The following is a 25,117-nucleotide window of genomic DNA, read 5'->3' on the forward strand; positions in this document are numbered from 1 at the left end:
CATACAGGCAGGCCGCCCCGCCCCGGTCCGGGAAATGGTGCTGATGCGCCATGCGCAGGCCGCCCCCGCCCCGTTCGGAGAAATGGGGATGCAGGCTGACCTCGACCGTCCCCTGACCGCCCATGGCCGCCAGACCGCCGCCAGCTGTGGCGCGCGGCTGCGCGCACGGCACTTCGCGCCGGACCTGGTGATGGTCAGCCCGGCGGTGCGTACGCGCCAGACACTGGCCGCGATCGGATCATTTTATGGCGATCGGCAACCCGATATCCGATATGTGAACGCCCTGTATGACGCGGCACCACAAACCATCCGTGACCTGCTGTATGAGGTGCCGGATAAATTCAACAATATCATTATATTAGCCCATAACCCCGGCCTGCAGGCGCTGGTTGCGCACTGGGCTGCGCGCCGTTGTCCGTCGGGGCTGGAAAATGCGCTGCATCTGGGCTTTCCACCGGCCTCGATGGCCTGCTTTACCGCCACGCAGGCATGGAATCAGGCGGTTGACGGGGATATCCGCCTGACCGACCTGTCTTGCCAATAATGTCATTGCCGCAGGCGGGGGGGACGGATTGCCACGACGGGGCATTCGTTCCTATCGTCAGACCCGAGGCCCGCTGACCGCCGCCAATGCGGCGCACGGGTATAAAAATTTGGGCACACTTAACCAACTGTCGCACGAACGACAGGATGCCCGGAGGTTGGAGACATGTGCCGCCCTGCCCCAATGTGCGCGAGGTCGGCACCCAAGAGGAGTGTTGTAGATGAGCGAGTCCGGAAAAAGCGCCACAATCTCGCTGAACGGCAAGGATGTGACCATGCCGGTCCTGTCAGGTACGCTGGGACCGGATGTCATCGACATCCGCAAGCTGCCGGCGCAGGCCGGGGTATTCACCTATGATCCCGGTTATGGCGAAACCGCTTCATGCTCCAGCAAGATCACGTTCATTGATGGTGAAAAGGGCATCCTGCTGCATCGGGGCTATCCCATCGCGCAGCTGGCCGAACAGGCGACGTTCATGGAAGTGGCCTATCTGCTGCTGAACGGCGAACTGCCGGACAAGGCGCAGTACGACGGGTTTGTGAACTCGATCAAGCACCACACCCTGCTGCACGAGCAGATCCGCAATTTCTTCAACGGTTTCCGTCGTGACGCCCACCCCATGGCCATCCTGTGTGGCACGGTCGGGGCACTGTCCTCCTTCTATCATGAAGGGCTGGATGTTTCGAACGCGACCACGCGCTACCAGTCTGCCATGCGCATCATCGCCAAGATCCCGACCATTGCGGCATGGGCGTACAAATATACGCAGGGCGAGACCTTCATCTATCCGCGCAATGACCTGTCGTACGCGGAAAACTTCCTGTCCATGATGTTCGCTGTTCCCAGCGAGCCGTACAAGATCAATCCTGTCCTGGCGCGCGCCATGGACCGTATCCTGATCCTGCACGCGGACCATGAACAGAATGCGTCCACATCCACCGTGCGTCTGGCTGGTTCCACCGGGGCCAATCCGTTTGCATGCATTTCCGCCGGCATCGCGGCGCTGTGGGGGCCGGCGCATGGTGGCGCCAACGAAGCCGTGCTGAAAATGCTGGCTGAAATCGGCCACAAGGACAACATTCCCGAATTCATCGCCAAGGTGAAGGACAAGAACAGCGGCGTGCGCCTGATGGGCTTTGGCCACCGGGTGTACAAGAACTTCGACCCGCGCGCGAAGATCATGCAGGCGACCTGTCATGAAGTGCTGGGCGAACTGGGGATCAAGGACGATCCGCTGCTGGATCTGGCAATCGAACTGGAAAAGATCGCCATTCACGACGAATATTTCGTCAAGCGCAGCCTGTACCCGAATGTCGATTTCTATTCCGGCATCATCCTCAAGGCCATGGGCATCCCCACCAGCATGTTCACCGTGCTGTTCGCGGTCGCCCGCACCACCGGCTGGATCAGCCAGTGGAAGGAAATGATCGAGGAACCGGGCCAGCGCATCGGCCGTCCCCGCCAGCTTTACACCGGGTCACCGGAACGCGACTTCGTACCGTTTGCCAAGCGGGGCTGACTGCCCCCCGCGCCGGGCGGATGCACCATCCGCCCGGCGCGGGAACAGGAAACGAATGGTGGCGGTTCGACCCGCCGTGTTTCGTGTCCGTCATACAAAAAAGGGCGGGTCCTGCATTGGCCCGCCCTTTCCTTATATAATGTGTTCCCTGCTTCGTGCCCGATCAGTCACATTCGCAGCCATTCGTGGGGCCGGGACGTTTCTGGATCACGTGGTGGTCGATCCATTCCGACACCAGGCGCCGTGCCTCATTTAGCGAGGATTCGGGATGGTGGATGCGGTACAGGGTGGTGCAGGCATGAAAAGCCGACACATCGCTGGTCCCTACGCCACGCAGTTCCTGATAGGCGGTGATTACGGCACGCTCGCACTTGCGAGAGATGCGACTGTTTTCAACAGACACGATGCGATGACCCATTGGTGAGAATGATTATCAGTATTGGGATATTAGATCGAATACCCCCATGGGGCAAGGTACGCATGGCCTCACACTCTGCTGATCGGGTCACGTTATGTTTCCGATGTGGCCTTTTTTCGGCAATTATGCCCGCAGTCCACGCAGACAGATGGATTTTCACATCTGTTGCGGTTAATCGTCTGTGCTGTCATTGATGACACCACATATCATTTGGCCGGAGATAGGGTATGCACGACGCCACGGGGAACGGGGCCGGACTTTCAACAGGTTCCACGGCATGGGACCGCGACGCAGCATTGATGACGGCGCGCCTGCTGCTGGAAATCAAGGCCGTCAATTTCCGCCCCGATGACCCATACACCCTGACGTCGGGCTGGAAATCCCCGGTCTATATCGACTGCCGCCGCATCATCTTCTTCCCGCGCGCACGCCAGAAGATCATGGAACTGGCGGTGGAAAAGATCGGCCGCCATGTGGGGTACGAAAGCATTGACGCCGTGGTGGGTGGCGAGACGGCGGGCATTCCCTTCGCCGCATGGATTGCCGACCGCATGATGGCGCCCATGGCCTATGTACGCAAGAAGCCCAAGGGTTTCGGTCGCAATGCCCAGATCGAAGGCGACGTGCCCGAAGGCATGCGCACCCTGCTGGTGGAAGACCTGACCACCGATGGTTCGTCCAAGGTGCAGTTCGCCAACGCGCTGCGCAAGGCCGGCGCGATCGTGGATCACACCTTTGTCGTGTTCTTCTATGGTGTGTTCCCCGGTGCCTACCGCACGCTGGCTGACATGGATATCAGCCTGCATGCGCTGTGCACGTGGTGGGATGTGCTGGAAGCCTGCGCGGGCAAGCCCTATTTCTCGGAAAAGGATGCCGCCGAAGTCCGCCGCTTCCTGGAAGACCCCTGCGCATGGTCGGCCAAGCATGGCGGCGTGGGGAGTGCTGAAGAAGCGCTGGCGCTGAAGGCCAAGCGCGACGCCGGGACCTGAACCTACGGACAGGGCGATGGCGCGTATCCTCGCTTTTGATTCCGGCATTGGCGGACTGGGGATCGTGGGTCATATCCGCGATCTCCTGCCGGGGGTCGCGGTCGATTACCTGGCCGATACCGCCGTTTTCCCATACGGCGAACAGCCCGACGCGCCGCTGCGGCACCGGATTGTCACCCTGCTGGGCCAGGCCATTGACCGCCTCAGCCCCGATGTGGTGGTGGTCGCGTGCAATACCGCCAGCACATTGGCGCTGGACAGCCTGCGTGCGGCGTATGACGTGCCCTTCGTGGGTTGCGTGCCCCCCATAAAATGGGCGGCGGACCATACACGCACCGGCACGATTGGCCTGCTGGCCACGCGCGCCACGGTGCGCCGTCCCTATCTGCGTGACCTCAGCGCGCGCTTTGCCCCTGACTGCACCCTGCTGGCCTATGGCGCGCGGGGACTGGCCGATATGGCGGAAGCCGCGTTCCGGGGGCGATCACCCGACCGCCAGCAACTGAAAACCGAACTTGATGGCCTGTTTGGCCAGACGGGCGGGGACCGGATTGACGTGGTCGGGATTGGCTGCACGCATTATACCTTCCTGCTGGACGCAATGCGTGAAACCGGCCCCGCGCATGTCACGTGGCTGGACCCCGCACCGGCTGTCACCCGGCAGGTTGCGCGCATTCTGGACCGGTGCAGCGCGACCGCGGATGTCCGGTCGCCATTGACCGAACGGGTCTGCTTTACCGCCATGCCGACCGACCTGCCTGCCCTGCTGCCCGGCCTGTGCAGGCTGGGTTATGCGGCAGATGCGCCGTGTCTGTTCAGCGAAGGCGTGGCGGTCCATTCCTGAAAAAGCTTCAAAAGAATGCCGCCTTTTTAAAAAAAGGCGGCACCCGAAAACTTTTATCTTTTAGCGCTGAACCACCTGCTTAACGCAGGCGGTTGATGGTGTAACTGGCCGTATCCTGCAGCAACTGACGCAGGCGGCTGGGGGGGAAGATGGACAGCGCTTCACGCGCGGCCGTGGCGTATTCCGTCGCCCGGTCCAGCGTGGTGCGGATGGCCCCGGTCTGTTCAATCAGCCTGAGCGCATGGTCAAGGTCTTCGGGCTTCTGTTCGCTTTCCTCGATCACGCGATGCCAGAAGGCGCGATCTTCTTCCGACCCGGCGGCATAGGCCGCCAGCACCGGCAGGGTAATCTTGCCTTCACGGAAGTCATCGCCCACCGTCTTGCCCAGACGGGCCTGGTCGGCTGCGTAATCCAGCGCGTCATCCACCAGCTGGAACGCCATGCCCAGATTGGTGCCGTAGGATTCCAGGGCGTGTTCTTCCGCCCCTTCCCGGTCGGCCACGACCGCGCCCACGCGACAGGCAGCGGCGAACAGTGCCGCAGTTTTGCCATGAATGACTTCCAGATACTGGTCAATCCGTGTGGAAAGATCGTTCTGGGTGGACATCTGCAGCACTTCCCCTTCCGCGATCGTGGCGGAAGCGGACGAGAGGATATTCATGACCTTGAGCGAGCCATCATCCGTCATGAGCTGGAAGGAACGGGCGAACAGGAAGTCGCCCACCAGCACCGATGCCTTGTTGCCGAACACTGCATTCGCGCTGGCCATGCCCCGGCGCAGGGAACTTTCATCCACCACGTCATCATGCAGCAGGGTTGCGGTATGAATGAACTCCACGCAGGCCGCCAGCGCCACATGCCGTTGGTGTGTGGCATCGGGCCTGTAGCCACACAGCCGGGCCGACGCCAGCGTCAGCAGCGGGCGCAGCCGTTTGCCACCTGCGGCGACCAGATGGGCCGCAAGCTGGGGAATGAGCGCAACCGGGCTGTCCATCCGCTCGACAATGGCGCGGTTACACGCGGCCATGTCCTCTGCGAGATAGTCCGACAGGTCACGCAGGGCGACTTCTGATCCATCTGCCATCGGGCGGCGAGCCCTTTCGTCTTTCTGACTTGCCGTTTCGTCGGATTCCGGCAGACTAACTGCTAGGGCCAAAAGGTTACTCTCCCGGTTCCGAATGTATGAACATAGATATGAGTATATGGGCGGCGGCGGAATAACGGTCAAGCCAGACCACACACACACACGGCATGAGGCTGATGATACGCCCCCCCCTTTCCCCATGGGTCATGCCCCCGTCACGACGGGCACCCTGCTGGGTGGAAAGGTGGTCTATCGCCAGTTTCCCACCGGAAACAGGACCGGACTGGAACCGGTTCTGATGGCTGCTTTCGTTCCCGCCCGGGCCGGAGAGGTCGTGCTGGAAGGTGGATGCGGCGCGGGGGCGGGACTGCTGTGCCTGACGAATCGGGTGCCCCGCCTTGCGGGAGTCGGGCTGGAACGCGACCCCGCCACCGCCGCGCTGGCACAGTACAATTTCAGCCTGAATGGGCGCCACGACCTGCGTGTGCGCGTGGCTGGCATTCCCGCCCTGCCCGATGACCCGCTGCTGACGGGACCGGGCATCCGGCGCATCGACCATGCCTTTGCCAACCCGCCATGGCATGGGCACGATTCGTCGGCTTCCGCGCATATGCAGCGCGATCTGGCCCGCCGCCTGCCCGCGGGCGCGCTGGGGGGATGGGTGAATGCGCTGGCTGCGCAGTTGCGCCACCATGGCACCCTGACACTCGCCCTGCCCGCCAGCCTGCTGGCCGCCGGCATTGCCGCGATGGAGGACGCGCGTCTGGGCCGGATCAGGATCTGCCCCTTCTGGCCCCGTCAGGGGCATGCCGCGCGGATCGTGCTGGTGCAGGGACGCGCGAATTCCCGCGCGGGCAGCGAAATGCTGCCCGGCCTGACGCTGCATGAAGCCAGCGGCGAATTCACCCCCGCCGCCCGCGCGGTGCTGGAGGACGGCGCCCCCCTGCCGTCCTGATGACTGGTGCGCGAATTGGAAAAAGTTTTTGGTGAAGCTTTTTTCAAAAAGCTTCAAAAGGCGCACCCGAAAACTTTTGTTTATCAATTATCCATCGCAGTCCATCAGGCAAACGCTTCATCCCATGACCCGGTCGTCGAGGCCCGGCTGTATTCCGTGGCGCGATTTTCAAAGAAATTGGTGTGTTCGACCGCGTTCACCATTTCATCCACCCATGGCAGCGGGTTGGTGGCGATATCATAAATCCCGTCCAGCCCAAGCTGGCCCAGACGGCGGTTGGCGACGAAACGGATGTACTGCTTCACCTGCCCCGCATCCAGCCCTGCCACCGCGCCCATTTCGAACGCAAGGTCGATGAACGCGTCCTCGTGCTCGACAATGTCACGGCAGATCTGGCGGATGTCATCACGCAGGGTATCGGTCCAGATTTCCGGGTTTTCATGCACGAACACCCGGAACAGCCGCGCCATCGAATCACAGTGCAGCGATTCGTCACGCACCGACCATGACACGATCTGCCCCATGCCCTTGAGCTTGTTATGCCGGGGGAAGTTCAGCAGGATGGCGAAGGACGCGAACAGCTGCAGCCCTTCGGTAAACGCGCCAAACGCGGCCAGCGTGCGGGCGATCTGGTAGTTATCGCTGACCGAAAACTGCTGCATGTAGTCATATTTATCCTTCATTTCCTTATATTTAAGGAAAGCGGAATACTCGGTCTCGGGCATGCCGATGGTATCGAGCAGATGACTGTAGGCGGCGATGTGAATGGTCTCGATATTCGAAAACGCCGAAAGCATCATCAGCACTTCAGTCGGTTTGAACACCTGGCTGTAGTGCTTCATGTAACAGTTGTTCACCTCCACATCCGACTGGGTGAAAAATCGGAAGATCTGGGTGACCAGGTGCCGTTCGCTTTCCGTCAGCGTGCGGTGCCAGTCCTTCACATCATCGGCCAGTGGCACTTCTTCAGGCAGCCAGTGCACACGCTGCTGCGTCAGCCATGCATCATAGGCCCATGGATAACGGAATGGCTTGTAGACGGGATTGGCGGTCAGCAGGCTGGGTTCGGGCTGCGTCGCGGCATCTGCACCGGGGGCTTTATCGGTCATGGCCATGCCTGTCCTGTTACATGAATCCGGGCTGCCGGGCAGAATCCCGACAACCCGAACAATAAACAGCCGACCAACACTATGTCCACATCAAATAATGACACAAAAAAAAGGGCTGTTCCACATAGGAAACAGCCCTTTTTGGACCATCATGACCAGTCAGAAACAGGGAATTCCACAAATAACCTTGTACAATACCTGAAAATACCCCACCCTTACTGGCAGGCAAGGCATTCTTCATAATCCGTGGTCGTGGTGGTGGGCGTCGCAGGCGCGTCGCCTTCCTGTTTCGTCATGTCGCGCTTTTCCTGCCCGTCGCTTACGGCATCGGCGCGCTGGATGGACAGCGACCGGCAGTAATACAGCGATTTCACACCCCGCTTCCACGCCATGTAGTGGATCTGGTGCAGGTCGCGCTTATGCACGTTGGCGGGCAGGAAGATGTTGATCGACTGCGCCTGACAGATGAAGGGCGCACGGTCGGCCGCGTGTTCGATCACCCAGCGCTGGTCCAGTTCGAACGCGGTCTTGAACACGTCCTTTTCCTGCTGGGTCAGGAAATCGAGGTGCTGCACACTGCCCTTGTTCAGGGTGATGGAGGACCAGACCTCGTTCGTGTTCTGCCCCTTTTCCGTCAGCAGGCGGTCAAGGTGGCGGTTGCGCACCGTAAACGACCCTGACAGCGTCTTCTGCAGGAACACGTTGGCGGCAATCGGCTCGATCCCCGGGCTGGCATTGCCCGCGATGATGGAAATCGACGCGGTGGGCGCAATCGCCATCTTGTTGGAAAAACGCTCCATCACGCCATAATCGGCGGCATCGGGGCATGGCCCGCGCTCTTCCGCCAGCTTGCGCGACGCGGCGTCGGCCTGCGTGCGGATATGCTTGAATATGCGGCGGTTCCAGCTTTTGGCCACCACGCTTTCGAATGGCACGTTGCGCGCCTGCAGGAAGGAATGGAAGCCCATGACCCCCAGGCCTACCGAACGTTCGCGCATGGCGGCGTAACGCGCGCGTTCCATGTCGTCCGGCGCGCGGTCGATGAAGTCCTGCAGCACGTTATCAAGGAACAGCATCACGTCCTCGATGAACTGCGGGTTGTCCTTCCACTCATCCCATGTCTCGAGGTTGAGCGAGGACAGGCAGCACACCGCCGTGCGTTCGCGCCCGTGCTGGTCCATGCCGGTGGGCAGGGTGATTTCCGCGCACAGGTTGGATGTCTTGACCTCCAGCCCCGCCAGCTTGTGGTGTTCGGGACGGGCGTTGTTCACGTGGTCGGAAAAGATGATGTACGGCTCGCCCTGCTCCATCCGTGCGGTCAGGATACGGATCCACAGCGAACGGGCCGAAATCTTGCGGATGACCGAATTGTCCTTGGGCGACAGCAGCGCCCATTCATCATCATCCGCCACCGCGCGCATGAAGGCGTCCGACACCAGCACGCCGTGGTGCAGGTTCAGCGCCTTGCGATTGGGATCGCCGCCGGTGGGACGGCGCAGTTCTATGAATTCCTCGATCTCGGGATGCCAGACCGGCAGGTAGACCGCAGCCGACCCGCGCCGCAGCGACCCCTGGCTGATGGCCAGCGTCAGGCTGTCCATGACGCGGATGAACGGGATGACACCCGACGTCTTGCCATTGCGCCCCACGTTTTCGCCAATCGAGCGCAGGTTGCCCCAGTATGACCCGATGCCGCCGCCCTTGGACGCCAGCCAGACATTTTCGTTCCACAGATCCACGATGCCGCGCAGGCTGTCATTGGCTTCGTTCAGGAAGCACGAAATCGGCAGGCCGCGCGTGGTGCCGCCATTGGACAGTACCGGCGTCGCCGGCATGAACCAGTGACGCGAGATATAGTCATACAGCCGCTGCGCATGCGCCGGATTCGCCCCGTAATAGGACGCGACCCGGCCAAACAGGTCCTGATAGCTTTCACCGGGCAGCAGGTAACGGTTATCCAGCGTCGCCTTGCCAAATGCCGTCAGCAGCGCATCACGGGAATGGTCAACGCGTACGGGATGGTGGCCCGGTAGCTGCACCACGCTATCCAGCATGTCAGGCATATCAGACATCGTCGTACTGTCCTTTCCCTGGATGGTCCCGTCCTCACCGGCCGAACGATCGGGCATGCCTCCAGATACGTCATCCAGGACCATTTACATTCTCCGTAATCGGCTCACGCTGACGCCCAGGGCCTTTCGATCCTGTGCGGCGCGGTGAGGTTTTATGATTTTGCCCCCCATATATGGAGGAAACGGTACCGGATTGCACTACATAATGTGCGGGGACAAATTGTGGACTGATCTTCCGAATCAGCGGGCGAGCTTGGTCAAGTACGGAATGGGCAAGAAATATTTTAAATTTTCGCCCTCTCCTTTCATTGATCCAGCGCACCCCACCGTGCCGTCGCGGCATCATCCTGCGCGCGCGGCTGGACCCATTCGCTGCGTCCATTTGCGAATTCTTCGCGTTTCCAGAAAGGTGCGCTGGTCTTCAGCCAGTCCATCATGAAATCCGTCCCCTCCAGCGCCGCCTTGCGATGGGCCGCGGCACACAGCACCAGCACGATGGGCATGCCCACCGCCAGCCTGCCCACGCGGTGGATGACGGTGCAGCCGGTCAGGCCGAATCGCGCACAGGCCGATTCGGCGATCTGCCGCATCATGGACTCGGTCATGCCGGGGTAGTGTTCCAGTTCCAGCGCCACCAGCCCGGCCCCCCCGCCGACAATGCCGGTAAACGCGCCAACGCCCCCCACTTCGTCCTGTCCGCGCAGCAGCAGGGCGGTTTCGTGGGTGGCATCGAATGCTTCCGCCTGAACACGGACCGTAACGCAGGGCATGATGGTGTCAGCCCCCCGTGACCGGCGGGAAGAAGGCAATTTCGTCATTGGCGGCAATAGGGGCGTCAATCGTGGCGAAACTCTGGTTCACGGCAACACGGATCAGTTCGGGTTTCGCGAATATCTCCCCATACGGCCCGCCGCGCGCGCGCAGCTGGTCGATCAGGTCCTGCACGGAATGCATATCCGCCCCCATGGGCAATGTCTCACCGGGGCGGCCAAGCCGGTCCCGCAACCATGCGAAATAGAGAATGCGCAGCATTCCGGTGTCATCTCCCTGTATGGATACAGCGTTCCCATGCGGCCTGCGCCCATCATGGTGCCTGCTGTTCCTGAACCGTGCCGTCAGATGCGACCACGGTGTTTGTGCCATCGCCGTTCGGGACGACAATGGCCGAATCCGATACGCCCTTATGCGTTGCCGATGGCCCCGAAGACAATCCGGAAACGCGCGCCCCCGCTGCCGGGTCGTCCACAGGGTCCGCATCGTTGCCGATCTGCATCTCGCCGCCCGCGGGCAGGTCCACCTCGCGTTCCACCAGTCGCGAACGCGCACCGGCGCTGACGACACCGTCCGCCCCGATCGCGGCCAGCACCGACTGTCCCGGCCGCACGACCGGCCAGATATTGCGTTCCTGTGGCAGTATGGGCAGCACCTGTGGCGCCTGCCCCGCCACGCGGCGCATGTTCTCGACCTCGGGACGTGGGGTGTTGGGCAGGCTGCCGGGCAGTTCCGTATTGTCAGACAGGATATGGCCAAAGCCACCACACCCCGCAAGCCCTACCAGCAATGACAGTACCATTGCATTGCGCACCGTATCCTCCCCTGACCTGTCCGGCACAAGGCGGGCCAGATGACCCGCACAGGAGAGAGCAACCACGCCGCGCGTTAATTTTTCATGTAGGTCAGGAAGATAATTTCGTGGCCCCCGGCGTGCCACGACTGACATGGCGCAGGCCGGTGGACAGGTAATCCCACCCGGTAATCAGGGTCAGGATTGCGGCGATCCACATCATGACCGCGCCCATCGCGTCAACCGGCAGCCAGCCGATATGCAGCAGATGCGCCGTGCTGTCGCCCGCCAGCAGGAAGCCGATGGCGGTCATCTGGAATCCGGTCTTCCATTTCGCCAGCCGCGTCACCGGCAGGCCGACACGGGTTGCCGCCAGGTATTCGCGCAGCCCGCTGACCAGGATTTCACGCGAAAGGATGATGATGGCCGGATACAGGCAGCCATACGGCAACCGCCCAAGCCCCGCCATGACCATGAGCGACGCCCCCACCAGCAGCTTGTCCGCAATCGGGTCAAGCATGCGGCCCAGGTCGGAATTCTGGTTCCATGCCCGCGCCAGCTTGCCATCAAGATAATCGGTGATGCCCGCCAGTATGAACAGGATGCACGCCGCGCAGTCGGTCTGCGCCGTATGGATGACGACCAGCCCGACAACGACAGGGACCACGACAATGCGGGACAGGGTCAGGAGATTGGGCAGGTCGGTAAGCATGCTGGTACTGCTATAGCCAAAAAAGAGGAAAAACCGAAATACTGATAACGCCTGTCAGGCAGGTCATATGCTCACATCTGCATGACAGCCGATCACTCTCCTGTCCAGTCGGGATGGAAATATCCGTATATGGCGCGCGCCATGTCACGATTGATACCAGGCGCATTTTCCAGTTCCCCCAGGCCCGCCTGCCGCACACTGCGCGCCGAGCCGAAATGCTTGAGCAGCGCGCGTTTGCGTGCAGGTCCAACGCCGGGAATATCGTCCAGTTCCGAGCGCACCAGCGTTTTGGACCGTCCGGCCCGATGGGTGGTGATGGCGAAGCGGTGCGCCTCGTCGCGCAGGCGCTGCAGGTAATACAGCACCGGGTCGCGCGGTGGAAGCTGGAAGGGCGCGCGGCCTTCGGTATGGAACCATTCGCGGCCCGCATCCCTGTCCGGCCCCTTGGCGATACCCACCAGCGTCACCCCCGTCACGCCCAGTTCATCCAGCACGCCGCGCACGGCGGTGTACTGCCCCGCCCCACCGTCGATCAGCAGGATGTCGGGCCAGTCCTCGGGCCGGACGCCTTCCTCGCGGTCCTTCAGCGCGCGGCGGAAGCGGCGTTCCAGCACCTCGCGCATCATGGCGAAGTCATCGCCCGGCGTGACCGGCCCCTTGATGGAGAACTTGCGGTAGGCGCGCTTGTCAAACCCTTCCGGACCGCCGACCACCATCACGCCATAGGCATTGGCCCCCTGGATATGGCTGTTGTCATAGGTCTCGATCCGGCGCGGCGGCGCGTCCAGCCCGAACAGGTCGGCCACCCCCTGCAGCAGCCGGGCCTGCCCCGCACTTTCCGCCAGCCTGCGTTCCAGCGCCTCACGCGCATTGATTTCGGCATGTTCGATCACCCCGCGCTTTTCCCCGCGCTGCGGGTGCGTGATCTCGACCTTGCGGCCCCGGCGCAGGGTCAGCGCGGATGCCAGCACATCCACTTCCGGCAGGTCCTGATTGACCAGCACGTGTGCGGGCGGTGGCTTGTCATCATAAAACTGCCCGATGAAGGCGGCCAGCACGTCGGGCGCGTTCTCGTCCCGCGCATGCGTGGGGAAAAACGCGCGGTTGCCGTTGTTGCGCCCGGCACGGATGAAGAACACCTGAATGCACGACTGCCCCGCGATCTGCCAGATGGCGATGATATCCGCATCCGTCACGGTGGAGGGATTGATGACGCTGGAATCCTGCTGCAATGCCGACAGCCCGCGTATGCGGTCGCGTATCGCCGCCGCGCGCTCGAACTCCAGCGCGCCGGCTGCGTCCTCCATCTCGCGGCCCAGCTGCTCGCGCATGTGGGGGTTGCGGCCGGCAAGGAAGTCACGTGCCTGCCCCGCCAGTCTGGCATAATCCTCGCGGCTGATACGGTCGGTGCATGGTGCCGCGCAGCGATGGATCTGGTGCAGCAGGCACGGGCGCGTGCGGGACTGCAATTCACTGTCGGAACACGAACGCAGCAGGAAGGTGCGCTGCAGCAGGTTCAGCGTCTGGTTGACCGACCACGCGGAGGCGAACGGCCCCCAGTATGATGCCCCCTTCACCGGCTTGCCGCGATGTTTGCTGATCTGGGGAAAATCATGCTTGTCCGTCAGCATGATCCATGGATAACTTTTATCATCACGCAGCAGGATGTTGTACCGCGGCTGCATGCGCTTGATGTAGTTGGACTCCAGCAGCAGGGCCTCGGCCTCGGTATGGGTGGTGACGATTTCCATGCTGCGGGTTTCGGACACCATGCGGCGCAGGCGTTCGGTCAGGCGGCTGACATGGGTATAGGACGTGACCCTCTTTTTCAGGTTCAGCGCCTTGCCCACATACAGCACGTCACCCTTCGGCCCCAGCATGCGGTACACGCCCGGTGACTGCGGCATGGTCTGCAGGGCGTGGTGTATCGCTTCCACCCCGACCGGCTGTGCGGGGGGCTGAACGGGGGCGGTCGAAACGGCGGTTGTCATGGATGGCAGCCGTTCATCCACCGATAATGTGGATAAGTCTGTGGAGCAGCAGCAGAAAAAAACGTGCGGATGGCGGTTTTCCTTTCCTGCACTTGGATTGCCCAAAAAAACATCACTAACGATAACCCATTGTTTTCAAAACACTATATCCGACCACCCGATGGCCGGAAAAAAAATCCCACCCCGCATGAACCCAAATCCGCCCTGTCAACCCCACAGGTGGACAAATTGTGGCATCTCCGTGGTGGAAAACCCGGTTTCCATTTTACACGGAATATCAGCCGCCTTTTGTAATTCGTTCCTGTTTTTGTCTCGCACGGGGGATCGGACGCACAAAAATATTCTTGTCAGCCCGCGCCCGATCGGCAATGCACCCGATATGCGTATTGTGACATGGAATATCAATTCCCTCCGCCTGCGGATGCCGCTGCTGGCCCAGCTGTGCCGGGACACGTCCCCCGATATCGTCTGCCTGCAGGAAACCAAGGTGCCCGACAGCCTGTTCCCGCTGGATGCGGTGCGTGCGCTGGGATTCGACCACGTCGTGTTTCGCGGCATGAAGGGCTATAACGGGGTTGCGATCCTGTCACGCCAGCCCGTAACCGTGCTGGAGGACGCGCCCGACTGGTGCCAGCGGGGTGACTGCCGCCACATCGCCATACGCCATGGTACGGGCCCTGACGCGATTGACGTGCATGATTTCTATGTGCCTGCGGGCGGCGACATTCCCGACCCGGCGGAAAACCCGAAATTCGCCCACAAGCTGGCGTTTGTGGACGAAGCGCGGGAATGGTTTTCCGGCCGTGACATGCGGCGCACCGTGCTGGTGGGCGACCTGAACATCGCCCCGCTGGAACAGGATGTATGGAGCCACAGGCAGTTGCTGAAGATCGTCAGCCACACGCCAGCCGAAACCGAACGCCTGCTGGCATGGCAGCAGACCGGCTTTGTCGACGCCATGCGCCACTTCGTCCCCGCGACGGAAAAGCTTTATACGTGGTGGTCCTACCGCAACCGGGACTGGAGCAGATCCAACCGTGGCCGCCGGCTGGACCATGTCTGGGTCACGCCGGACCTTACGCCCGCCCTGCGCGACATGCAGGTGCTGCGGGCAGCCCGTGACTGGGACAAGCCATCGGACCACGTGCCGGTCATGATCGACCTGGACGCCTGAACGTTCCCCCATAAACGCGACCGGGCCGCCCGAAACCGGGCGGCCCGTCAGATAACCTGCGAATGCGGGCCATCACCCATCAGGCGATGGCGGTCTTGCCCCCCTCGGGGTCCAGGCGGTAACCGCCGCCTTCCGTTACCAGCAGGGTGGCGTTGGTGGGATCGGGCTCGATCTTCTGGCGTAGGCGGTAGATGTGCGTTTCCAGCGTGTGCGTGGTCACGGCGGCGTTATAGCCCCAGACCTCGTTCAGCAGTACCTGACGTGGCACGGGGCGCGTGCCCGCGCGGTACAGGAACTTCAGGATCGCGGCCTCTTTTTCCGTCAGGCGGATCCGGCGGTTCTTGGCCGTTTCCTGCAGCAGCTTGGCGGACGGGCGGAAGATATATGGCCCGATTGCAAAGACCGCGTCCTCGCTGTTTTCAAAAATGCGCATCTGCGCGCGCAGCCGGGCCAGAAGCTCGGCAATGCGGAACGGTTTCGCGACGTAGTCGTTTGCACCGGCATCCAGGCCGCGCACCACGTCCGTCTCGTCATCGGAACCGGTCAGGATGATGATGGGAATGCGCTTGCCCTTGCGCCGCAGGTCGGCGCAGAAATCGCGCCCGTCCCCGTCGGGCAGGGACACATCGAGGATGATCGCGTCGAAACGCGCCCCCGGCTTCTGCAGCTTTTCCCAGGCCTCGGCGACGGAGCCGGCCTCGATCGCTTCAAATTCACCATCAATCTGCAGCTGTTCAACGAGCATCTGACGTAAAGTCTGATCGTCGTCCGCTATCAGTATGGGACGTGCTCCTGCCATCGAACCCTCTTTATCACTTTAGTCCCGCCCCGTTAGCAGGACGGTCTCTGTCTTTGTGTTCATTTCCGGCCACACCACCGACAGGCCCGCGACCTGCCGGCCATCATGCCGTATGCTGCCAGATTAGGCCGGAATTAATATAAATACGACCCGATCCAGAGGAATTCATGATACGCGCTATTTTACAAACGAATACAGGGCTGGATGCACAACTGCATTGCATGCGCGAAATTTTCCCCGCCATTATCGGCGCGGGCGGCATAAAAAACCGCAAAATGGAGGGAGATCACGCAACACCCAGCGGTATTCTGCCGCTGCGGCGCGTGTTCTATCGCGCAGACCGGGTCCCATCACCTGTTTGTCATCTGCCTGTGGAACCGCTTTCCCCTCTTGATGGATGGTGCGACGACCCCGGCCATCCCGATTACAACCGGCATGTCAGCCTGCCCCATCCCGCGCGGCACGAACGGCTGTGGCGGGAAGATCACGTTTACGACATTATCGTGGTTCTAGGTTATAACGACGGACCGGTTCATTCTGGCGCGGGGTCGGCCATCTTCATGCACCTGCCGCCAAAAGGCGGCCGCCCGACGGAAGGCTGCATCGCCCTGCCCGAACCCGTGCTGCGCCACCTGCTGGCCGCCGGGCTGACGGAAATCGACGTCAGGCCGGTATAGGTCCCGCCGCCGGGGATGAAGCCGCCGCCACCGCGGCGGGCGCGGGCGGCAGCAGCATGACGATGATGTCGCCCTGCGCCGGTTCAGCCGGAATCGCGTCCTCGGCAGAAAAGATCCAGATCGCGCTGCCCTTGCGGATGATCATGAACAGCATGCCCGGACCGGACAGCAGGTCGGCTTCCTCCACATGTTCTTCCATGACGTGGCTGCCAAAGCGCCAGCCCCGGGCGTACAGGGAATCGATATAGGAGAAATTCCACCCCGGTTCCCCCAGCACCTTGCCACGCGAATCCCGGCTCAGCCCGTGATACAGGTCCAGCCGCGCGATGCCGGGACTGACCTGGAACACGCGCTGGCGGCCAAGGTCTGGGGCCATACGCGCGCAGACAAGGCCGTTATAGATCGCATCCGGCGTCGCCGCGATCAGGTAGTCCGCCGGGCGCTCCTCCAGACTTTCCATCCCCTCGACCGACAGCAGTTCCGCGCGCAGGATCGGGATGCCGAACCCCGCCGCCTTGTTCAGCGCCGGGGCATAGGTATCGACCAGCAGCACCGGTATGCCCCGGTCATGCACCACGCGGGCCAGGTTGGTGGACCACGCATTGGCCCCCATGATGGCCAGCGCCGGTTCATCCGACAGGGTCAGGCGCAGCGCGCGCGCCATGGGCCGCAATGAAAACCCGTGCAGGATCATGGTCGATGCGATCAGCGCGAACACGGCGGGCGTGATCAGGTCGCCACCCGGATATCCCGCTTCATGCAACTGCAGGCCGACAACCCCCGCCACCGCCGCCGCCACGATGCCACGCGGCGCGATCCAGCCCACGAACAGCCGTTCCTGCCATGACATGCTGGCCCCGATGGTGGACAGGAAAATGCCCAGCGGCCGGACCACGAACATGACGGTGAACGTCAGCGCCATGATGGGCAGCGACAGTTCGGTCAGCAGCGCGCGCGGCAGGTCGGCCGTCAGCAGCACGAACAGGCACGACACCACGATCACCCCAAGGGATTCCTTGATCCGCTGCAGTTCCGACATGCCGGTCACATGCAGGTTCGCCAGCGCCATGCCAAACACCGTGGCCGCCATCAGCCCCGCCCCCTGCATGATCAGGTTGCACAGTGCGGCCACCGTCATGACAAAGGCCAGGATCATGGGAATGCGCAGGATTTCGGGCAGCATGTCGCGCGCGGACAGGAACTTGATCAGGATTGCGGGAAAAATGCCGCATGCGATCGAAAACATGGTGGCGAACAGCAGGTGCGGCCCGATTTCCACCGTCGCCAGCGAAATGCCGCCGTCATGCGCCGGCCGGATCAGCAGGCATTCCAGCACCAGCGTCGCGAGGATGGCGGCAATGGGGTCATTGACGATGGCTTCCCATCGCAGGAAGGCCGCAACCCGTGGCCGCAGCTTGGTATGGCGCAGCAGCGGCAGCACCACCGTCGGCCCCGTCACCACCACGATCGCGCCAAACAGCCACGATGTCCCCCATGGCAGGTGCCCGACATAATGCGCGGCAAGCGAGCCGAGTATCCAGTTGATCGGCAGGGCGGCGACCGTCAGCCGCAGCACGCCCTCCCCCGATTCACGCCACTGCCGCAGGTCCAGCGCCAGCCCGCCCTCGAACACGATGAAGGCCACGGCCATGGACACGAGCGGATGGAAATACGGTCCGATCGCAGCCCCGGGGTGCAGGATGCCCAGTCCCGGCCCGAAAATCAGGCCAAGGGAAAACAGCAGCACGATGGCCGGCAGCTTGAACCGCCACGCCACCCACTGGGCCGCGATCCCGCCGCCCAGTACGCACAGAATTCCAATCGCAAGGTTTGTTGCCTGCATGCCCATGTCCCGCGTTGTTGCAAACGCAAACGCCCCTGCCGCCGCCATATCTGTTTCATGGGCCCGGAATGCGGTTCTGGCGTGTGGTTTTTCTTGTTATCCAGAAGACTGTTTTCACAACCTGCCTATGAGACGTCCTGCAGATTATAAAGAAATTTCTGATAAAGCTTTTTTCAGGAATCATCGGGAAACACCGCCTTTCCCAAAAAGACGGCACCCGAAAACGCCTGTCATTCCCGTCGGCAGGTTATGCCGAAGCACCCCGCCGCAGAAATATCATATCAGGAATCGCGCTGCAGGATGGCAGCAAAAAAACCGTCCGTATGGTGCTGGCGCGGCGTCAGGCGTACCTGTCCGTCCACCGCCAGGCCCGGCGGCAGGTCATCGTCCACCCCATCGGGCGTCACTACCGAAAAGGCGGGGTTGCGCGCAAGGAAAGCCGCGATCTGGTCGCCGTTCTCCTCCCGCAGGATGGAACACGTGGCATACACCATCCGCCCGCCGGGCCGGACAAGGCTGGCCGCGCGGTCAATGATGTCGGCCTGCTTGGCGGTCAGTTCCAGCAGGTCGCGTTCACGCAGGCGCAGGCGGGCATCGGGGTTGCGCCGCCATGTGCCGGTGCCGGTGCACGGTGCGTCAACCAGCACGCGGTCGAAACTGCCGCTGCGCCGACGCGCCCAGCGGTCACCCGCAACCAGCAGGTGGCGTTCGGCATTATGGACGCCCGCGCGGCGCAGGCGACGCACCGCCCCTTCCAGCCGGGGTTCGGACACATCGCATGCAACGATATGGCCGCGATTTTCCATGGTCATGGCCATGCCCAGCGTCTTGCCCGCAGCCCCCGCGCAGTAATCCAGCACGCGCATGCCCGGCCGCGCGCCCACGGCGGCCACGACCAGCTGGCTGCCTTCATCCTGTATTTCCACCATGCCGCTGCGGAAGGCCGCGCATGATGTCACCGGCTGGCGGCCCGCAACCCGCAGGCCCCATGGGGAAAGCGTCGTGTCCTGCGCCCGGATGCCGTCTGTCTCCAGCGCCGCACGCGCGGTAGGGCGGTCTGATTTCAGCAGGTTGACGCGCAGGTCCAGCGTCGCCTCCCCCTCCATCGCGGCCAGTTCCGCCTCCAGCCCGTCGCCAAACGTCCGTTCCAGACGGGGCAGCAGCCAGTCCGGCACCTCCAGCACGACCGCGCGCGGCATGTCGGGATGGGTCAGATCCTGGTCACGAAGCTGGTCATACAGCCGCCGCTCCGGCCCGGTCAGGCCCAGCGGGGCATAGCGTTCGCCCGTAAACAGATCATCGGGGTTTTCACGCCCCTGCGGGTCCAGCGCCATCATGGCCAGCGCCAGCAGGCGGGGCGTTGGCTGCATGCCGACGCGTTCGATCCACCAGTGCAGCCTGCGCCAGTGCCGCAGGATACGCCACACGCGGGCCGAAATGGCCCGGCGGTCGCCGCCGCCAATATATCGCCGTTCACGGAAAAAGGCATTGGCCAGCGCATCGGCAGGCCGCTGTGGCGTCGCCTCCATTGCGGTAAGCAGGTCAATGGCGGCGGAAAGCCGTGCGCTGGGTGTCATGGATTATGGAACCGTTACTGTCATGGAACCGGCAGGGTCAGTCCTGCCGGTAGTTGGGGGCTTCACGCGTGATCGACACGTCATGCACATGGCTTTCACGCAGGCCCGCGCCCGTAATGCGGCGGAAGCGCGCGCGCTGCTGCAGGTCGGCAACGGTGGCGGAACCGGTATAGCCCATGCCCGCGCGCAGGCCGCCCACCAGCTGGTGAATGACCGCGCCCATCGCGCCCTTGTAGGCCACGCGACCCTCGATCCCTTCGGGGACCATCTTGTGCGTGTCCTTGATGTCCTGCTGGAAATAGCGGTCCGCCGACCCGCGGGACATGGCGCCAAGGCTACCCATGCCGCGATAGGACTTGTAGGTCCGGCCCTGATACAGGAACACCTCGCCCGGCGCTTCTTCCGTGCCGGCCAGCAGCGAGCCGATCATGACCACGTCGGCACCTGCCCCGATCGCCTTGACGATATCGCCCGAGGTCCGCACCCCGCCATCGGCAATGGCAGGCACGTCGAGTTCATGACACGCGGCAGAGGTTTCCATGACGGCTGAAAACTGCGGCACGCCCACACCGGCGACCACGCGCGTGGTGCAGATCGACCCCGGCCCGATGCCCACCTTCACGCAGTCCGCGCCCGAGGAAATCAGCGCACGCGCCGCTTCGGGTGTCGCGACGTTACCGGCAATGATCTGGATATCGTTTTCAATGGCGCGGATGCGCTCGATGCTTTTCAGCACGCCCGATGAATGGCCATGCGCGGTGTCGATCACCACCACATCCACGCCCGCCGCGATCAGTTCGCGCGCGCGCGCAACACCATCATCGCCCACGCCGGTCGCGGCCGCGCACAGCAGGCGGCCAAGGCTGTCCTTGTTGGCCTGCGGATACTGCACCGCACGGTCCATGTCCTTGACGGTAATCAGGCCGATGCAGCGGTCTTCATCATCAATGACCAGCAGCTTTTCAATCCGGTGGCGGTGCAGCAGCTGGCGGGCTTCGTCACGGTCCACGTTGTTGCGTACGGTCACCAGGTTTTCGCGCGTCATCAGTTCATACACGCGCTGCGCCGGATCGGTGGCGAAGCGGACATCGCGGTTGGTCAGGATGCCGACCAGGCGGTTGGTCTCGCGTTCGACCACCGGCAGGCCGCTGATCCCGTGGCGGGACATGATGGCGTTCACTTCCGCCAGTGTCTGGTCGGGATAGACCGTGACGGGGTTGACCACCATGCCCGATTCGAAACGTTTGACGCGGCGGACCTGCTCGGCCTGCTGTTCGATCGTCAGGTTCTTGTGGATCACGCCAAGGCCGCCGTTCTGCGCCATGGCGATGGCCATGCTGTCTTCGGTCACGGTATCCATGGCTGATGAGATCAGCGGGATATTCAGGGTAATCTTGCGCGTCAGCCGGGTTTTGGTCGATGTCTGCGATGGCAGGACATTCGATTCGTCAGGAACCACCAGCACGTCATCAAAGGCGAGGGCCTCGCGGATGCGGTCCTCAAGCCGGGGGGCGGATGTGTTTTTGGGAGTGGAAGACATGATGCAGGGGCCTCGTCAGCAGATGGCGGCTACCCCGCGCCTCGGGTCACCGACCGTTGGCGCACCCTCTTAGGGTGCTAATCGGGCGCTGGCAAGCATTACGCGCAGGTCCGGTGCGCTTTATTGCGCAAACGGCGGCCAGGCCGCTACGACGCGTGGCAAAATATCCTGCGGTCATAAGAAGATTTCTGGTGATGCTTTTTTCAGGAAGCTTCAAGGAACGCCGCCTTTTTGAAAAAAGGCGGCACCCGAAAAACTTTTATTTTTCACCAGCATGCAGGCGCAGCCCGTCATACGCCGCCTCGACCCCGTCGGGCAGATTGGCCTGCATCCACGCCCAGTCCATGTCCGGCCCCATATGGGTCAGCACCGTGCGGCGCGGCTGGATGATGTCGCGCCATTCCAGCACCCGCGCCAGCCACCCGTGGGATGGATGGTCCCCACGCTGGAAACAGTCCACCACCCACGTATCGACGCCGCGCAACGTATCCAGCGCCACATCATCCATTTCAGCAACGTCGGTGCAGTAAGCCATCGGCCCCACGCGCAGGCCCAGCGTTTCGGTCCTGCCATGGCACTGGCCGAATACCTGAACTTCCATCCCCGCCATCACTACGGTGGATGGCAGCATCACATGATGGACATCCAGTATGGGACGGAAGATATGCGGCGGCGTCCAGGGGCGGAAGGCGTAGTCGAAGCGGATGCTGATTTCATCCATCACCTGCTGCGTGCCATAAACCGGCAGCGGGCCGCCAATGATGCGGTTGATGGCGCGCAGTTCATCCAGCCCGGCGATATGGTCGGCATGGGCGTGGGTGTACAGCACCGCATCCACCACGCCGATCCGCTGCGCCAGCAACTGGTCACGCAGGTCCGGCCCCGTATCAACCAGCAGCATGCGCCCCGGCCCGTCATTTATGATGACGGATGACCGCGTGCGGCGGTTACGCGGCTCGTTCGGGTCGCATTCACCCCAGTCCCCTGCCCCGGCCGGGCCACCCAGCATGGGCACGCCAGCCGAGCCGGCGCAGCCAAGGATGATCATTTCCATCCGTCAGACCGCCCGGCTGAACAGGCGGCTGAAATTGCGGGTTGTCATTTCCGCGAACGCGGCATCTTCCATCCCGCGCAGTTCAGCCAGCATGCGGGCGGTATAGGCCACGTATCCCGGCTCGTTGCGCTTGCCACGGCGCGGCACCGGGGCAAGGTAGGGCGAATCGGTCTCCACCAGCAGCCGGTCATCCGGCACGTCTTTCGCCACATCACGCACCGACTGCGCGCGGTTGAACGTCGCGATACCGGAGAAGCTGATATACCCCCCCAGTTCCAGCGCCCCGCGCGCAAGGTCCGGCCCGGATGAAAAACAGTGGATCAGGAACGGGAACGCGCCATTACGCGCGGTCTCGTCGCGCAGGATACCCAGCGTGTCGTCATCGGCTTCGCGCGTGTGGATCACCAGCGGCAGGCCGGTGCGCCGCGCCGCGTCGATATGCACGCGGAAGCTTTCATGCTGCTTCGGCCGGATGTCGGCCTGGCCATGGAAATAGTCCAGCCCGCTTTCGCCAATGCCCACCACGCGCGGGTCATCGGCCATCGCCGCCAGTGCCGCCGCATCGGGCAGGACTTCCTCATCCACATGGTCGGGATGGGTGCCGATGGTGCACCATACCCGCAGGTCGGGCGTATCCAGCGTCGCCAGCTTCTTCTGCTGGTCGGCGCGGGACAGGCGGGTGCCGATGGTCACCACGCCATCCACCCCGGCCTGCCGCGTGCGGGCCAGGATTTCGGGCATTTCCTCATCGGAAAAATGGTCAAGGTGACAGTGGGAGTCGGTCAGTCCCGTACGGGTCATGAAGCCTCCGGTTCGACATGGCGGGGGAAAATGCCCTGCGGCGCGGGCAGCGCGCATCCCGCAGGCAGCGGTGCATCAAGGGATGCAAAATCCCGCGCATCATCTGGCACGCCAAGCTGGGTCAGCATTTTATCCATGCTGCCGGGCATGTAGGGCTGCAGCACGGTGGCGATAATGCGCAGCGCATCGGCCAGCACGCGCAGCACGTCGCCCATGCGGGCGGCATCGGTCTTTTTCAGCTTCCATGGCGCCTGATGGTCGATATAGGCGTTGCAGGCGCGGATAACCTTCCACACTTCCTCCAGCGCATCGGTCAGGGCCTGCCGGTCGATCTGTTCATGCATGATCTGCGGCAGCAGGCTGGCGGCAGCCAGAAGCTTCGTGTCCTCGGGCGTGTGGGTGCCCTGCGCCGGCAGCTTTCCATCGCAGTTGCGTGCGATCTGCGACAGCGTGCGCTGGGCCAGGTTGCCAAGGTCATTGGCCAGTTCGACATTCATGCGCGAGATGATGGCGCGGCGGCTGAGGTCGCTGTCACCGCCAAAGGGCATTTCACGCATCAGGAAAAACCGGATCGGGTCGAGGCCGAATTCCGCCACCAGGTCGCGCGGGTCCACCACATTGCCCAGCGACTTGCTCATCTTCTGGCCTTCGATGGTCCACCACCCGTGCGAGAACACGCGATCGGGCAGGTCCAGCCCCGCCCCCATCAGCAGCGCGGGCCAGTAGATGGCATGGAAGCGCAGGATATCCTTGCCCACCAGATGCAGGTTGGCGGGCCAGAAATCCCAGCGCGGGGCCGTCTGGTCCGGGTAACCCACGGCGGACAGGTAGTTGGCCAGCGCGTCCACCCACACATACATCACATGCTTCGGGTCGCCCGGCACGGGAATGCCCCAGTTGAAGCTGGTGCGGCTTATGGACAGGTCGCGCAGGCCCTGCTTTACGAAACTCGCCACCTCGTTGCGGCGACTGGCGGGTTCGATGAAGCCGGGGCGGGTTTCGTACAGTTCCAGCAGCCTGTCACCGAATTTGGACAGATTGAAAAAGTACGACGGCTCCTTCACCCATTCCACGGCGGCACCCGTGGGGGCGACCTTCTTCCCGTCCGGGCCGTCGATCAGTTCTTCCTCGCCATAGAAGCACTCATCACGCGTGGCGTACCAGCCTTCATACGCGCCAAGGTAGATATGGCCGTTTTCCTCCAGCTTTTTCCACAGCGCCTGCGCGCCGTCCGCATGGCGCGGTTCGGTGGTGCGGATGAAGTCATCGTACGAAATGGCCATCTTGTCGTACATGTCACGGAAATCGGCGGCCACGCGGTCGGCAAAGGCGATGGGGGTCATGCCCGCCGCCTGCGCCGCCTGTTCCACCTTCTGCCCGTGTTCGTCCGTGCCGGTCAGGAAAAAGACGTCAAACCCCGCCAGACGCTTGAAACGCGCGATCACGTCGGCTGCGACCGATGTATAGGCGTGGCCGATATGCGGCGCCCCGTTCACGTAATAGATTGGTGTTGTGACGTAGTAGCGCCGTGTCATATTCCACTCACCCGCGCAAGCGCCGTAAGCAGCGCCTGCTGTTTATCCAGATTGAATTGTTCGGTTTCCGCGCGCAGCCGTACCATGTCCTGCCACAGCAGGGCCAGTCGGGCCGGATGCGGATCCCCCTCACGCCCCTGCTCCGTGCGCAGGGCAAGGTTACGCGTCCTGTCTGATATGGCATCACACAGCAGATCGAAAAAGACGCTAAAGCCATTTTCACGCCGGGTCACCTGTTCGGCAATGTCATACCCGGCATCCTCCCCCACCGTGCCATCCATCACGCCCGCCACGATTGCGGCCAGTTCCGCTGCAT

23 protein-coding genes and 1 pseudogene are annotated in these 25,117 nt (G+C 62.6%); 7 read left to right on the forward strand and 17 right to left on the reverse strand.

Annotated elements, in window-relative coordinates; all coding sequences use genetic code 11:
* Position 1: 1 nt before the first annotated feature.
* Positions 2-544 (forward strand): histidine phosphatase family protein, encoded by a 543-nt coding sequence (locus tag F1542_RS05495; protein WP_193732156.1) that lies wholly within the window; start codon positions 2-4, stop codon positions 542-544.
* A 220-nt stretch (positions 545-764) separates the two neighbouring features.
* Positions 765-2,063, forward strand: a complete 1,299-nt coding sequence (gene gltA, locus F1542_RS05500) for a citrate synthase (protein ID WP_193732157.1) — start codon at positions 765-767, stop codon at positions 2,061-2,063.
* A gap of 163 nt (positions 2,064-2,226) precedes the next feature.
* Here the strand turns inward: gltA and F1542_RS05505 are convergent, their stop codons facing one another.
* Positions 2,227-2,481 (reverse strand): hypothetical protein, encoded by a 255-nt coding sequence (locus tag F1542_RS05505; RefSeq protein WP_010508037.1) that lies wholly within the window; start codon positions 2,479-2,481, stop codon positions 2,227-2,229.
* Between the two features lie 227 nt (positions 2,482-2,708).
* On the opposite strand from F1542_RS05505, the gene F1542_RS05510 reads away from it, so the two are divergent.
* Both F1542_RS05510 and F1542_RS05515 read left to right on the forward strand, forming a co-directional pair.
* Entirely contained in the window at positions 2,709-3,470 is a 762-nt protein-coding gene (locus F1542_RS05510; RefSeq protein WP_193732158.1) for an orotate phosphoribosyltransferase, read from the forward strand.
* A gap of 16 nt (positions 3,471-3,486) precedes the next feature.
* On the forward strand, positions 3,487-4,314 hold the full coding sequence (locus F1542_RS05515) for a glutamate racemase (RefSeq protein ID WP_193732159.1): 828 nt from the start codon (positions 3,487-3,489) through the stop codon (positions 4,312-4,314).
* 79 nt (positions 4,315-4,393) lie between these two features.
* On the opposite strand, the gene F1542_RS05520 is transcribed toward F1542_RS05515, so the two are convergent.
* Positions 4,394-5,398, reverse strand: coding sequence for a polyprenyl synthetase family protein (locus tag F1542_RS05520; RefSeq protein ID WP_193732160.1), 1,005 nt, complete (start codon positions 5,396-5,398; stop codon positions 4,394-4,396).
* Positions 5,399-5,597: 199 nt separating this feature from the next.
* On the opposite strand from F1542_RS05520, the gene F1542_RS05525 reads away from it, so the two are divergent.
* Positions 5,598-6,353 carry a tRNA1(Val) (adenine(37)-N6)-methyltransferase gene (locus F1542_RS05525; protein WP_193732161.1) on the forward strand — a complete coding sequence of 252 codons (756 nt, stop codon included), beginning with the start codon at positions 5,598-5,600 and terminating at the stop codon, positions 6,351-6,353.
* 104 nt (positions 6,354-6,457) lie between these two features.
* On the opposite strand, the gene F1542_RS05530 is transcribed toward F1542_RS05525, so the two are convergent.
* The 7 genes from F1542_RS05530 to uvrC form a co-directional block, all read right to left on the reverse strand.
* Positions 6,458-7,462 carry a ribonucleotide-diphosphate reductase subunit beta gene (locus F1542_RS05530; RefSeq protein WP_408886239.1) on the reverse strand — a complete coding sequence of 335 codons (1,005 nt, stop codon included), beginning with the start codon at positions 7,460-7,462 and terminating at the stop codon, positions 6,458-6,460.
* A gap of 215 nt (positions 7,463-7,677) precedes the next feature.
* A complete protein-coding gene (locus tag F1542_RS05535; protein WP_227672508.1) occupies positions 7,678-9,525 on the reverse strand; it encodes a ribonucleoside-diphosphate reductase subunit alpha in 1,848 nt (615 codons plus the stop codon).
* A 314-nt stretch (positions 9,526-9,839) separates the two neighbouring features.
* On the reverse strand, positions 9,840-10,304 hold the full coding sequence (locus F1542_RS05540) for a molybdenum cofactor biosynthesis protein MoaE (protein ID WP_193732164.1): 465 nt from the start codon (positions 10,302-10,304) through the stop codon (positions 9,840-9,842).
* A gap of 7 nt (positions 10,305-10,311) precedes the next feature.
* Complete coding sequence (moaD, locus tag F1542_RS05545) at positions 10,312-10,566, reverse strand: molybdopterin converting factor subunit 1 (protein WP_193732165.1); 255 nt, start codon at positions 10,564-10,566, stop codon at positions 10,312-10,314.
* Positions 10,567-10,618: 52 nt separating this feature from the next.
* Positions 10,619-11,185: a hypothetical protein gene (locus F1542_RS05550; RefSeq protein ID WP_346011798.1), complete on the reverse strand. Its 567-nt coding sequence runs from the start codon at positions 11,183-11,185 to the stop codon at positions 10,619-10,621.
* A 25-nt stretch (positions 11,186-11,210) separates the two neighbouring features.
* Positions 11,211-11,810: a CDP-diacylglycerol--glycerol-3-phosphate 3-phosphatidyltransferase gene (gene pgsA, locus F1542_RS05555; protein ID WP_193732166.1), complete on the reverse strand. Its 600-nt coding sequence runs from the start codon at positions 11,808-11,810 to the stop codon at positions 11,211-11,213.
* Between the two features lie 92 nt (positions 11,811-11,902).
* Positions 11,903-13,801: an excinuclease ABC subunit UvrC gene (gene uvrC, locus F1542_RS05560; protein WP_193732167.1), complete on the reverse strand. Its 1,899-nt coding sequence runs from the start codon at positions 13,799-13,801 to the stop codon at positions 11,903-11,905.
* A 379-nt stretch (positions 13,802-14,180) separates the two neighbouring features.
* On the opposite strand from uvrC, the gene F1542_RS05565 reads away from it, so the two are divergent.
* Entirely contained in the window at positions 14,181-14,975 is a 795-nt protein-coding gene (locus F1542_RS05565; RefSeq protein ID WP_193732168.1) for an exodeoxyribonuclease III, read from the forward strand.
* Positions 14,976-15,054: 79 nt separating this feature from the next.
* Here F1542_RS05565 and F1542_RS05570 read toward each other — a convergent pair whose 3' ends face one another.
* The gene (locus F1542_RS05570; RefSeq protein WP_026018684.1) at positions 15,055-15,774 is read right to left on the reverse strand and encodes a response regulator transcription factor; all 720 of its coding nucleotides are present in this window, start codon (positions 15,772-15,774) and stop codon (positions 15,055-15,057) included.
* Positions 15,775-15,995: 221 nt separating this feature from the next.
* Between F1542_RS05570 and F1542_RS05575 the strand changes: the two genes are divergently transcribed.
* Complete coding sequence (locus tag F1542_RS05575; protein ID WP_193732169.1) at positions 15,996-16,451, forward strand: L,D-transpeptidase; 456 nt, start codon at positions 15,996-15,998, stop codon at positions 16,449-16,451.
* On the opposite strand, the gene F1542_RS05580 is transcribed toward F1542_RS05575, so the two are convergent.
* The 7 genes and pseudogenes from F1542_RS05580 to F1542_RS05610 all read right to left on the reverse strand — a co-directional run.
* Positions 16,438-18,342, reverse strand: a complete 1,905-nt coding sequence (locus tag F1542_RS05580) for a sodium:proton antiporter (protein ID WP_193732170.1) — start codon at positions 18,340-18,342, stop codon at positions 16,438-16,440. The two genes, F1542_RS05575 and F1542_RS05580, sit on opposite strands and share 14 nt — an antisense overlap.
* A 233-nt stretch (positions 18,343-18,575) precedes the next feature.
* Positions 18,576-19,871 carry an RsmB/NOP family class I SAM-dependent RNA methyltransferase gene (locus F1542_RS05585; RefSeq protein ID WP_193732171.1) on the reverse strand — a complete coding sequence of 432 codons (1,296 nt, stop codon included), beginning with the start codon at positions 19,869-19,871 and terminating at the stop codon, positions 18,576-18,578.
* A 37-nt stretch (positions 19,872-19,908) separates the two neighbouring features.
* Positions 19,909-21,411: an IMP dehydrogenase gene (gene guaB / locus F1542_RS05590; RefSeq protein WP_193732172.1), complete on the reverse strand. Its 1,503-nt coding sequence runs from the start codon at positions 21,409-21,411 to the stop codon at positions 19,909-19,911.
* 259 nt (positions 21,412-21,670) lie between these two features.
* Complete coding sequence (locus F1542_RS05595) at positions 21,671-22,465, reverse strand: MBL fold metallo-hydrolase (RefSeq protein WP_193732173.1); 795 nt, start codon at positions 22,463-22,465, stop codon at positions 21,671-21,673.
* A 3-nt stretch (positions 22,466-22,468) separates the two neighbouring features.
* Positions 22,469-23,266 (reverse strand): TatD family hydrolase, encoded by a 798-nt coding sequence (locus F1542_RS05600; protein WP_193732174.1) that lies wholly within the window; start codon positions 23,264-23,266, stop codon positions 22,469-22,471.
* The gene (gene metG / locus F1542_RS05605) at positions 23,263-24,801 is read right to left on the reverse strand and encodes a methionine--tRNA ligase (RefSeq protein ID WP_193732175.1); all 1,539 of its coding nucleotides are present in this window, start codon (positions 24,799-24,801) and stop codon (positions 23,263-23,265) included. Before metG ends, F1542_RS05600 begins: the two co-directional genes overlap by 4 nt.
* Positions 24,798-25,117: pseudogene (locus tag F1542_RS05610) on the reverse strand (DNA polymerase III subunit delta'); the annotation flags it as partial. The pseudogene F1542_RS05610 and the gene metG, both read right to left, overlap by 4 nt.

The sequence above is a fragment of the Komagataeibacter sp. FXV3 genome, from assembly GCF_015155755.1.
Lineage (GTDB): Bacteria > Pseudomonadota > Alphaproteobacteria > Acetobacterales > Acetobacteraceae > Komagataeibacter.